The 11,891-nt window shown below is 37.1% G+C and carries 12 protein-coding genes; 3 read left to right on the top strand and 9 right to left on the bottom strand.

Annotated elements, in window-relative coordinates:
• Window positions 1-98: 98 nt before the first annotated feature.
• The 7 genes from E3D81_RS10190 to mobA all read right to left on the bottom strand — a co-directional run bounded on the left by E3D81_RS10190 (window position 99) and on the right by mobA (window position 5,836).
• Window positions 99-434, bottom strand: a complete 336-nt coding sequence (locus E3D81_RS10190; protein ID WP_209023052.1) for a DUF6660 family protein — start codon at window positions 432-434, stop codon at window positions 99-101.
• Between the two features lie 205 nt (window positions 435-639).
• Window positions 640-2,643: a conjugal transfer protein MobC gene (mobC, locus tag E3D81_RS10185; RefSeq protein WP_209023135.1), complete on the bottom strand. Its 2,004-nt coding sequence runs from the start codon at window positions 2,641-2,643 to the stop codon at window positions 640-642.
• Between the two features lie 197 nt (window positions 2,644-2,840).
• The gene (locus E3D81_RS17605) at window positions 2,841-3,047 is read right to left on the bottom strand and encodes a GDCCVxC domain-containing (seleno)protein (protein WP_002993202.1); all 207 of its coding nucleotides are present in this window, start codon (window positions 3,045-3,047) and stop codon (window positions 2,841-2,843) included.
• A 7-nt stretch (window positions 3,048-3,054) separates the two neighbouring features.
• The gene (gene merTP / locus E3D81_RS10175; RefSeq protein ID WP_002993200.1) at window positions 3,055-3,648 is read right to left on the bottom strand and encodes a mercuric transport protein MerTP; all 594 of its coding nucleotides are present in this window, start codon (window positions 3,646-3,648) and stop codon (window positions 3,055-3,057) included.
• Window positions 3,645-4,019, bottom strand: a complete 375-nt coding sequence (locus E3D81_RS10170; RefSeq protein WP_002993197.1) for an ArsR/SmtB family transcription factor — start codon at window positions 4,017-4,019, stop codon at window positions 3,645-3,647. The genes merTP and E3D81_RS10170 overlap by 4 nt, the downstream gene beginning before the upstream one ends.
• 96 nt (window positions 4,020-4,115) lie before the next feature.
• The gene (gene mobB / locus E3D81_RS10165) at window positions 4,116-5,396 is read right to left on the bottom strand and encodes a conjugal transfer protein MobB (RefSeq protein WP_134777326.1); all 1,281 of its coding nucleotides are present in this window, start codon (window positions 5,394-5,396) and stop codon (window positions 4,116-4,118) included.
• Between the two features lie 8 nt (window positions 5,397-5,404).
• Window positions 5,405-5,836: a conjugal transfer protein MobA gene (mobA, locus tag E3D81_RS10160; protein WP_002993194.1), complete on the bottom strand. Its 432-nt coding sequence runs from the start codon at window positions 5,834-5,836 to the stop codon at window positions 5,405-5,407.
• Between the two features lie 688 nt (window positions 5,837-6,524).
• Between mobA and E3D81_RS10155 the strand changes: the two genes are divergently transcribed.
• Genes E3D81_RS10155 through E3D81_RS10145 form a run of 3 tightly spaced genes read left to right on the top strand, consistent with a single transcriptional unit; the run spans window position 6,525 to window position 8,340 of the window.
• A complete protein-coding gene (locus E3D81_RS10155) occupies window positions 6,525-7,292 on the top strand; it encodes a ParA family protein (protein WP_002993188.1) in 768 nt (255 codons plus the stop codon).
• A gap of 11 nt (window positions 7,293-7,303) precedes the next feature.
• Window positions 7,304-7,702: a DUF3408 domain-containing protein gene (locus E3D81_RS10150; protein ID WP_002993187.1), complete on the top strand. Its 399-nt coding sequence runs from the start codon at window positions 7,304-7,306 to the stop codon at window positions 7,700-7,702.
• A 2-nt stretch (window positions 7,703-7,704) separates the two neighbouring features.
• The gene (locus E3D81_RS10145; protein ID WP_002993186.1) at window positions 7,705-8,340 is read left to right on the top strand and encodes a hypothetical protein; all 636 of its coding nucleotides are present in this window, start codon (window positions 7,705-7,707) and stop codon (window positions 8,338-8,340) included.
• A 60-nt stretch (window positions 8,341-8,400) separates the two neighbouring features.
• Here the strand turns inward: E3D81_RS10145 and E3D81_RS10140 are convergent, their stop codons facing one another.
• A complete protein-coding gene (locus tag E3D81_RS10140; protein WP_094280386.1) occupies window positions 8,401-9,195 on the bottom strand; it encodes a cation transporter in 795 nt (264 codons plus the stop codon).
• A gap of 5 nt (window positions 9,196-9,200) precedes the next feature.
• Window positions 9,201-11,372 carry a TonB-dependent receptor plug domain-containing protein gene (locus tag E3D81_RS10135; RefSeq protein WP_134777325.1) on the bottom strand — a complete coding sequence of 724 codons (2,172 nt, stop codon included), beginning with the start codon at window positions 11,370-11,372 and terminating at the stop codon, window positions 9,201-9,203.
• Between the last annotated feature and the right edge of the window lie 519 nt (window positions 11,373-11,891).

Raw genomic sequence — 11,891 nt, 5'->3', positions numbered from 1 at the left:
GATAAAATCATAATGATTATGTTTTTAGGGAATATAAATACCCTAAAAACCAAGCTAACGCTGTTAGCATTAAGCTGTAATCATTTAAACATTAAAAATTATGCATTAATCTTTGGCGGTTGCCAAATTTCTCCCAGATAGAGGGATATAAAGATAGATTTATAGTAAACTTTGGCCTTAGACAAGTCAAAGGTCTTCTTAACTAAGTTATATACATTCCATTGAAGCACTATGCCCGACACCATTCCACAACAACCGCATAAACAAAACGGACTGCACATATCAGGTTTTTCCTGATGGTCGTGGCTTGCTTTATGGGCTAATTCTTCTGAATGGTTATGGTTTTGAAAACTCTCCTTTTCATACATATCGGTACAAGGCATTAAAAATACCGCCATCATATAAATTGCCAATATGGAAAAAAAGACTTTCATATTCTTTTGCAAAGTTAGTAAAAAAGTAATGCAATGGCATTGCATTGTTTTGAATAATTACTATTTTATATAATATCCTTTTTCATTCTGAATATTTGTTTTACATACTGTTCAAAACAATATTGGCGACACTCCATACTAAATTTAAGAAGAAGTATCGCCAATATTTTTTAGTCTATACTAAAAATTTCCACTTGTACCTTTATTACTCTTGCTGTATCAAATGCTGTAAGTTCGGGTCATTCTTAATCCGTTCCATTTCACTTTCGACGATATGCAGAATATCTGATTTTATCTGACGGTAATTGCTTTCAATTTCCTGCTTCATTTTATCCTCGCCTTGCTCATCTACAAAGGATAGGATTTGCGGTATCTTTTGATAGGCTTTTGTTTCGGCGGCTACCTTTTCATTATCGACCACGATTTCTGCGTGAAATATCTTTTGTTCGATACGATCGTCAAAATTATCCGATACAGAACCGACAAACATACCCTGCGTTAAGGTTGAAATTTTGGAAGCCGGAATAAGGCTGTCTAATTGTGTAGAAATAGAAGTTGATTTATCATTACGGTTTATCGTCATACTTTGACGTTTCTGTAATACTTTTCCAAAACGTTCCGAAAGGCTTTTTGCCGTTTCTCCTACAACCTGTCCACTGAATACATTACCTACGGTGTTTTGAATAACTTTAGCTTCTTTATCGCCGTAATCACGTATCAACTGCGAAAAGTCCTGAAAGCCCAAGCACACAGCCACCTTATTACTTCTCGCCGTTGCGATAAGATTGTCCAACCCTCTAAAATAAATCGTGGGCAACTCATCTATAATAACCGAACTCTTTAATTGTCCTTTCTTATTGATGAGCTTGACAATTCGGGAGTTGTACAAGCCCAAAGCTGCGGAGTAGATATTTTGACGGTCGGGATTGTTACCCACGCACAAAATCTTCGGCTCGTTCGGGTTGTTGATGTCCAATGAAAAATCATCGCCTGTCATAACCCAATACAACTGCGGTGATATCATTCGTGACAAAGGGATTTTAGCCGATGCAATTTGTCCCTGCAACTGGTCTTGTGCTCCGCCTTGCCAAGCATCCATAAATGGTGAAAGATAGTTTTCCAAATCAGGATACGAAGTTAAAATGGTAAATACATCCGAATACTTTTTATTCAGCAATTCAATGGCGTGTGGAAAGGTGCAATACTTACCATTCTCGTAAATTTTTAAAAACCAGATGATAGCCGCTAAAAGAATAATTGGAGATTCGACAAAGAAATCTCCTTGTTTTTGTATCCAGCTTCTGTTGAGGTTCAACATAATCGTGTAAGCGGCTTCGTAAGCATCGGATATGTCAGTCATAAAATCTGGATTGAGCGGATTGCAACGATGGCTCTTGCGTGGATCGTCAAAGTTGATGACGTAGAACTTTGGTTTTATTTCGTACTTATCCTGATGTTTCAATAAATGATTATAAGCAATAGTAGAAAGGTCGTCAAACTTGAAATCGTAGATATACATCGAAAAACCTTTTTCAATTTGTTGCTTGATATAATTGTTAACGACGGCATACGATTTACCAGAACCCGGAGTCCCCAAAACAATCGTTGCTCTGAAAGGATTTACGATATTGATCCAGCCCTTGTGTTCCTTTTTATTGTACCAAAATTTAGTAGGCAGGTTTACGGAATATTCATTTTCCATCAATTTGGTTTCCTGCATAAAACTTTCGTTCTCCATATTGAAAACATCATCCATCAGGTTGTTTTTCAATAACCTGCTTATCCAAACCCCAGCCATCAGCAAAGCAATATAACCTAGTCCGATAGTCAGTATATAAAAGAATGTGCCAATGATGGGCGACAACTTTAACAGTGGTGTATTCAGAAAGAACAGCAAAAAACCAATTCCCAAAGCCACGTAAATCTTTGACCAGGTTATCTTCTCGTTCTTCACGCCTTTGGTTCCCAAACAGCTTAAAGCCAATAACACGATTGCAAATACTTTGGTATATAAAGTATGCGAAAACAAACCGGCTGTTCGGTCAAAATTCCCTAATATTTTATTGATTACTTCTAGTGTCCAGCCACGTTCCATAAAGAAACCATAACAAAACCAATAAAGATGCATCAGTACTAATAGAATACTAACTGCTCTCATAAAAGCCATTATTTTGGCTAAACCTCTTAAATCGTCTTCTCCTTGCATTATTTTTAATTTTAATGTTCGGGCGTGAATTTAAAGACTATAAAGATTGGCTTTGGAAAAGTGGTAGTGGATGGCGGTGAGTGGCAGGGTTCGGCTGGGTCTAAGAGGTATAGCTTCTATACCCCTTTTATATAGTAATATTTATAGGTAGTAAAATAAAAATACTTTAGTTATATCGACCTTCTTTTGTTTTATACCCGTTAGCAACATTTTTTGTTTTGCTGAATAGGTGGACAAGGAACATTTCCATAACTACAATAAACACAACAGTCGCCTTGCTTTGGTTTAAGAACATGTTTGCACTTTTCACATTCGTAAAAATATTGGCAAGCATCTGTCGGCATTGTTTCTTCTTTCTTGTGTCCGCAGTTGGGGCAAGTGATTATTGATTGCAATTTGATTTCCATTTTAATTTTAATTTTTCGCGGTTACAGAATACCCTGTTGAGTTTATTGCTTTTTCAATTTCAGAAATATTTGTTTTCGAGTTGTCAAACTCTACGATTGTATTTCCATTTTCATAAGAAGCTTTTAGATTGACAATCCCTATCAATTTATTCACTTCGTGATTTATGTGTTCTTCACAACTTGCACAAGTCATTCCGCTAATCGTAAATTCTACTTTTTCAATATTGGATTTGTCCACTATTATGATTTGCTTTTCTGTCTTTGGGTAGAAAACACTTGAATAATATGGAAAAGCAAGCATTACTATTGCAAATGATGTTACAATTCCTAAAAACGTTTTCGACTGAATGAATTTTGGTTTTTCTGCTGTTTCACAATTGCAATCAATTTGCTTTTTAGGCTTTAACTTTTGATACCAAGCAAAACCAAGAACCAAAATTGTCAAACCGATAAAATACGGTCTGAAAGATTCAAGCCAAGAAAAAGTGGAGGCAAGTCCGCTTGTTCCTGCAATGAGAGCCAAAACTGGTGTAACGCAACAAAGTGAAGCTGCAATTGCAGTCAAAAGTCCTGCGCCGATAAGTTTGTTGTTTGTTTTCATATTGCTTCTATGACTTTGTTTTCATCAAGTATTTTAAAAAACGGTTTTAGCAATTTTTCATATTCCTTGGTCAATGAATAAAAAATAGTTTGGGCCTCCCTGTCTGTTTCTACTAGATTACGGTCTTTAAGTTTTCGTAAATGTTGTGAAACTGCCGAGATTGTCATTCCAAGAACGTCGCTTATATCGCAAACACAAAGTCGTTTTTCTTCGTAAAGTAGGAAGAGAATTTTAAGTCTTACGGTATTTCCTGCCAATTCAAGCCCATTCGATAAATAATCAAACGAATCGTTAAGCTCTAAAACCCGGTCTTTACAGCGGTTTATTTGTTCAATGTCTGCTTGTTGACGTATACAAGAATTATTACCCATAGTGCAAATATAGTTAATTCGTTTATTTAAGCAAATGCTAAAATACAATTTAACAAATCGTTTTAAAAGCAGATTTTAATTCCAAAAGATGACTTACTATAGTCTTCTTTTCTTTTTCTTCATCCTATTAGCAAAATCCTGTTCCTCGTAATCTTCCCCCTGTGCTTCAGGTATGAGCAAACCTCCAAAGGCTTCTATCAAACCGTCTTCGTGTTTTTCAGTATTTAAGAAGTCGAACAAATGATGTGGTTCTTCCGCAGGTAAATCCTCCGTATCAGTCGGTTTGGACAATTTTGGTAGGGGTGCAACTGGCTCTTTAATCTCCGCTTTGATATTATTGTTCCAATAATCATTAAAGGTATTGGCAGAAAGTTCTTTTGCCAATCGTGAACCGTTCCAAACGCTTTTAGAGTTGTGGTCAATGAACGACATACCGTAAATTCGTCCGGTATCGTTTCTGCGTATCACTACATTGATACCTTGCTCGCCTAACTGTTTTTTAAAGCTCAATTCGTCAACCGTTGATTGCAGGGCAATGGTAACGGCTGATTTTAAAGTCTGTTTGGTTGCGGTATCTTTCAGGGTTGTTTTGCATTTCGCAAAATGCAATTCCAAAGCCGGAAGCCCTGCGTTCTTTCCGAAAAACGAAGCCTTGAACGGATGTCCTGCTTTTTCGCCTTTCTCATTCAATGGAATGTACAATAAACCCTGCTGTGCCTTTCCGTGTAATTCTCCCTCCACTTTCTCGGTGGTAATATTGAACAGGGAAAGCAAAGCATTGTATTCTCCCAAAGTTTGGTATTGATAATAGTTCGGCAAGTGGCGAATGACCGAAGCAATCTGACTTTTTATATCACTTGCCCGATAATCCACCGGACGAAAAACCTTATCATTGTGATTACGTTCTTTGTCCGTTGCGGGTATCAGACCGTGTTTTCTTTCCAGTTCACGGCATACACTCATAGACCGCATTTTCTCAAAACTATCCGAAATTTTCACGCCCTGTTCGTCCACGCAGACCGATACGATATGGATATGACTACGGTCAATATCGGTATGTTTGAAGACCACAAAAGGCTGTTCGCCGTAACCCATTTCACGCATATATTCTTCCGCCATTTCCCTAAACTTATCATCATCTACATTATCCTTGGGATCAGGATTGAGCGAAATATGCAACGTATGTTTCTCGGTATTGCGGTTGGCGATGAGATAAGGAGCAAAAGATTGGGCTAATTGTGCTACGGAATAATGTCCGTTAGCAGTTTCAATTATCTTATTGGCGAACAAAATTTGTCCATTTTCGTTCTCCACTTTGAGCTGATTATATGCCAAGGCTCCGTATAAATTTGCGATTCTACCAATTTTCGCAATCATTTCTGCTGTTATTTTTTCAGATATTTTACATCAAATTCTTCCGTTATCTGGACAATTTCTTTAAACAAGGCGGTCATTTCAGCCGTATGTTTTTCCAATTTATAGAGATATGCTGCTGCCTTTTTCTCCGAAAAGTTCTTATACAATAGCTTTACGACCTGATTATAATTCACGCCAATAGATCGAAATTGACTGTGAAACGAAGTCAATCGCATATAAAAATCAATTGTTCCTTTGTCTATTTTAACAGATTTTATCGTCTTATCGAAGATGCAAGAGGTTATAAAATGTGCCTTAACCTGCATACCGGACTTTTCAAATAAGTCAAGAAAACGGGCATGCTCTTCCTCATTAAAGGAAATCGTGTACCGGATTTTAGCGGGATCGTTTTTTAGAGGACGCCCGCCCTTTTTTAACTGCTTTCTGCTGTTTTCATTCATCACTAATCCATTTTTAATTCATACAAAACGCCGACTTCGGAGGACGTTTTCTGCCCCCGGCAGGGCAAGTTGTTTTGAGCATCGGAAATCTTTTCGAGATGCTCAAAACACAACTTGCCGTGTTCTGGTGAACACAAAAATCCGCCCTTCGGGACGGATTAAATGTAGCAGGGATAAACGGCTTGATGCCGTTCTGCTTTTGTCCAGTTCCTCAAGATGCCTTTGCATAAATCTGTTAATAAAATTCTATATACAAAGTAAGACACTACTTATGAGAGCATCACAATCAGACACATAGCCAAACACTGCCTTTGGGTGCCAAAGACTACCACCCATCAATAACGAGCCGATTCAATCGCTTTATTTGCCGTATAGTTTTAGTGCAGGTAATAAAAAATGTAATGAGGATAAAAAATAAATTGGGTTTTAGTACAGAAATTTTGGAATAAAAGCATAGGATTTTAAAAACATAAAACTGTAAAAGCATAAAAGCGGTAAAGCAATTTACAAGTTGTAAGGTTTTCCAGTTGCTAAAAATGATTACCCACCAAGCGGTAATAAAAGCAAATAACAATCAAGAAAATTTCCAAAAGGGGAATACAGGCATATAGGAAATAGGTACTATTTAAATAAACCAATATTCAAACCTGCCAAACAAATAAAATGTGTAACAATAAATCTTTAAATAATGGAAACAAAAAAGAAAACTTTAAAAATTAGTTTTTCAACGCCTAAAGGCGGTGTTGGAAAATCTACTATGACCGCATTACTTTCAAGTGTATTGCATTATCGTTTAGCTTTTAATGTCCTTGTAATGGATTGTGATTTCCCACAACACAGCTTAGCCAATATGAGGGAAAGGGATTTGAAAACTATTATGCAGAATGATTACCACAAAAGAGCTGCAATGAAGTTGTATCAAAGTATCAATAAAAAAGCATATCCGATTATCAGTTGTAAACCGGAGGATGCCTTGTCAAAGGCTTTAGAATACGTAAATCAATCTGCAATAGAGCCTGATATAACTTTTTTTGATCTTCCCGGAACAGCTAATACAAAAGGTGTGCTCACGACCTTAAGAACAATGGATTTTATTTTTTCTCCAATTAGTGCTGACCGTCTAGTTATGGAAAGTACACTGAGCTTTACTAAAGCATTCCTTGGCTTGCCCGAAACGGAGGAGAGTAATGAAGATCAGAAAATGTGGATGTTTTGGAATCAGGTAGATGGTCGAGAGAAAACAGGAATATACGAGGCTTATCAAAGCGTTATTAACGAACTCGATTTATCTGTGATGAATTCTCGGATAATGGATAGTAAACGTTTCAGAAAAGAGACGGACGATACACCGAACAGTGTATTTCGGTCAAGTCTGTTACCTGCCGAACCTCAACTAATGAAAGTAACGAGACTGGATTTATTTATTGAAGAATTTTTAAAAATTGTTAATCTCTAAAATAGTTAAGTATGTCAACAGATAAGAGAAGAAAAGATTTTGATAAGCCCGATGTTGATGAAGAATTAATCATGAATATCATGAGTGGTAATCAATCTGTTACTATACCCGAAGTTATTCAACAACAGAAAATACAGAAGGAAACAAAACCAAAAGCCCGCAATAGCTCCCTAAAGAAGGTGGATTATGAGGAGACATTTCTGGTCAATCGTTTTCCTTCAGGTCGAAACGGAAAGGTCGTTTACATTCGTCCAGAATATCACGAAAGGTTGTTACGTATAGTACAATTAACAAGAGAAGAAAAGACTACACTCTATTCTTATATCGACAACATTCTTGAACACCATTTTAGAGAGTACGGGGACGATATTACAGATTATTTCAACGAACGTTTTAAACCAATTTTATAGTTATGGAAATTGTAATAGTAATATGCCTGCTGATCGTCATTGTCCTGCTTTTGCAGGATAAGATTATCATTAAGAAAAGGTCAAAACAAAAACCTCCGCAAAAGAAAGTCAATCCGGATCTGCCCGATATTATGGGACAGCCCAAACCCGTAGAACGCCTTTCAGTGCCAAACACTGCCAATGAACGCCAGATTGAGGAACCAGAGGTAAATCCCGATAATTTAGACATTGAATACGACGAAAATGAAAACAGGAGTATTCAGATTCCGCAGGAAGAGCTGGATGAAGTTTTTAGCAATCAACCTGATTTTGAAGAAGAGGAAGAAGAATGGAACAGGTACGGAATATCTGGTGGCGATAATGGTTTTGCCCAAGGGGTTACCTTTGAAGAACTAAGCTCCGTGGGGATGTTGCTTCAGCAAGAAAAACTGGAGTCATCTCAAAAGGAAACAGCGATAGCAATCGTTCAGAAAATACAGGGAACCGAATTATTTAGTCTGCTGGAAAATTCTATAGCGGGTGCATCCAGTAAAATTGCCAAGCTATTGGATAGCTCACTCTCATCTGAAACGGAAATCAGTTCTTCCACTTTGCGGAACAATGATTTAGATGATTTTGATATTGGGGAGTTTGTCTGAAACGGAATTATTTTAATTGAGCCTGAAAAACTAAATTTCAGGCTCAACTTATTTTTACATTTACTTTGCCAACTTCAATATTCTGTAAGCCCCTCTTGCTACAATTACAAATACAATAGCTCCAATAATCAAATCTGGATAACTTGAATTGAGCCAATTAACTAAAAGACCAGCAACAATAACTCCCGAATTGATAATGACATCATTTGATGTGAATATCATCGAAGCCTGCATATGCGCTTCTTTACTTTTGTTCTTTTGTAAAAGATAAAGGCAAAATACGTTTGCAATCAATGCTAAAACTGAAACGACAATCATTGTCTTGAAATCGGGCATAGCTTCAATTCCCATACAACGTCTGATTACTTCAACGAAACCTATAATAGCCAGTAAGACTTGGAAGTATCCTGCAAATCTGGCGATGTTGTTTTTTAAAGCGATTGTTCCACCCACGGCGATTAATGCCAATGCGTAAACGACACTGTCGGCAAGCATATCCAAACTATCGGCTACCAACCCCATTGAGCCTGAAAAAACACCGAATAACATTTCCAATCCAAAGAACAGGAAGTTGATAATCAATACGATCCAAAGTAATTTCCGTTGCTTGTTGCTTGTATCTGTTTCAACAACGAAATTACTTTTTTCGGTTGAAACCAATGTCGTATTTAGATTCAGTGTTCCCAGAGCCAAAAAAATTGGCTCTGGGTTTCCATCGTGATAAACGTCTAATTTTCTATTGGCTATATCGAATTCCAATCCTTTTACCGTATCAAAGTCTTGCAGTTTCATACGGATTAATTGCTCCTCGCTTGGGCAATCCATTTTAGTTATATTGAATATGGTTTTTTCCATTTATTTTAAAGCTTAAATTTTATTCCTCCGTTAATCACAAATCCGTCCAAAGGTGCATAATTGTCTTTAAAAACTGGATTGGTTATTGTTCCTGTATAAATGCTGTCAAAGCGTGTTTGTCGGGTGTCGAGGAAGTTTTCAAAGTTGATGTACAGAGAAAATCTTTCCCAAATCTTTTCAGCCATAAATCCAGTAATAAAGTAATCTTTGCCCGTAGTTCCATTATTCAGTTTTTGGCGACTGAAATAATAGGCTTCCAGACCAATTTTCCATTTGTCTTCTATTTCATACATCAGGATGGAATTAATGCGGTGTTTTGGTGTTAAAGGGCTTTCTACAGTCGTTCCATTATGGTGTAATCGGGCATCTGTATAGGTATAACCCAAAAACAATTTCAGGTCATCATAACCAATTTTAATATTGGTTTCTGTTCCTTTGGTATGGATGTAGCCAGGAGAATTAACAAACTGATACAGATTTGCCGAGGAGTTTTCAAGTAACAAGGGATTATCCAAATAGGTGTAAAAGAACAATTGATTTATGCTAAATGACCAATCTTCCCCAATGTAGGTGCGGTAATTGATGTCTGCATTTGCTCCATAACTTTTTTCCAATTTATTGGTCTTGTCGTCAATGGGCATTACATTTTGATATTGTAGGCGTTCGCTTTCTTCCGTAAAAATGGTAGGTGTTTTATAGCCAAATCCACCACCAACTCGTGAAGTTAAGCCCTCGGCAATGTGGAATAGAGCCGAAACTCTCGGTAAGAATACCACCCCATAATCCACAACATAATCCGTTCTAAAACCTGTTTCCAATTGAAACCAATCCGTAGCATTAAAAGAATTTTGTACAAAAGCACCGAATGTAGTCTGATTATAATCTCTCAACGGAGATGCCATAATCTGCTTTTCTTTGAAATTATCCGTCCAAATATTAATACCTGTGACCCATTCCGATTTTTCAGTACTGTTGGTGTAGTTGGCTTCGGTAAAACTTGCTGTTTGTGTTCCCTCAAACTTATAGTTTGGAATGGTAGTATTTCGGTTAAAATAACTTACACTATTTTTGACTTGAACAGTACTGTTTTCATTGATGATATGGTCGAAAATAAATTGTGTGGAATAGCGTTGTGTTTTATTTTCCTCAAAATATTGGTTTGTATTATCTCCATTTCCTTTGATGTAAAGCATATCACCTCCCAAACGGCTCTCGATCGTTGTGTTGATACCGAAGTTCAGTTTCGTCTTTTCATTGAAATAAACGAAGAGCTTCGGATTCAGTACATAGCGTTCGAATTGTGGAATAGCGGATAGTCCGTTCTTAGCAGGATCATAAGCTGCGTTACGGTTATGGGAAGCAAATATAGTTGTTCCAATTTTATTAAACCTTTGTCCATAAAAGCCGTTTATATCCAAACCCCTGCCGGATGTTCCATTGAGGTGAAAACCTAAATCTCTCTCATAGGTCGGCGTTTTGGAAATCAGATTGACCAGTCCAGCTATTGATCCGCCTCCATATAGTGTAGATGTAGAGCCTTTGATGACTTCTACTTGTTTGAGGTCAAGTGGTGGTATCTGTAACAAACCCAATCCACTTGAAGCACCTGAATAAATGGGGAAACCGTCTTTCAGGATTTGTGTATATCTTCCATCAAGTCCCTGAATACGAATACTTGCATTGGCACTGGTAGGCGAAGTGGTTTGTACGTGAATACCTGTGCTTTCCGCTAAAAGCATACGAATATCTCCCGGTTTCATGTTCCCTTTTTCGCCCAGTTCTTCACTTCCAATAAATTCAATACGGGTAGGGATATTTTGTATACTCCTTGTGCTTCTTGTGGATGAAATGACAACTTCCTCTAACTCCTCTGAACTTTCTTTGAGTAAGATTTCAATAGGACTGTTGTCAGCTAATGGAAATTCCAATGTATCTATATAGTCGTTAAAACCGATATAGCTAAAATGTATTTCCTGTATCCCATCAGGAATATTTTCTATTATGATGAGACCGTTTTCGTTTGATGTAGCGGCAAGCGAGGTTCCTTTTATAGATGCTGTCACTCCAATCAAAAGATTTTTGTTTTCACTGTTTCTAATAACAGCATTTAAAATGTTTTGTGCAAATACACAGAGATTTAGTGTCATAAAAAATGACACAAAGACTATTTTTTTCATTGTATAAAAAAACATTAATGTTTGAAAAATGAGAATTGACGGTTTGTAGCACCGTAATCTGTTATTGTGCCGAAGACACTAAAAACATTAATTAATCTTAGGGGGTTGCCAAATGGAAGAGAGGAAGTCTGAAACAGCTGACGCTGTTATTACACCTAATTTCTTTTTAGGTTGTTGGACATAATTGGATGTTAAAGCATAAAAGGAAGTAATTACAAATCCAGTACAGGTATTGCATTTAGAAAAAGGCGAGCAACATTCCATACCGCAATCGTCGCTATCTTGTTCTTGACTATTTGTTGTTTGATTCACTAGGTCAAAACATTTATCTTCCATAAAGCTTGGCAAGGTCGATAAGACCAAAACCATTAATGCTAATATGTACGACAAGGATTTCATTTTACGAAGATAGTAAAAACCTCTCTCTTCCTGTCAACACCTCTCTATTTTCTTTAGCAATTCAGCCACCCACAGCCAAACAATTCCTCTCACTGCCACTTTGTTATCACGCCTTGATTT

This window comes from Sphingobacterium sp. CZ-2 (assembly GCF_004526235.1).
Classification (GTDB): domain Bacteria; phylum Bacteroidota; class Bacteroidia; order Sphingobacteriales; family Sphingobacteriaceae; genus Sphingobacterium; species Sphingobacterium tenebrionis.
The sequence above is the reverse complement of the archived record's forward strand: the minus strand, read 5'-3'. Positions and strand labels throughout refer to the sequence as shown.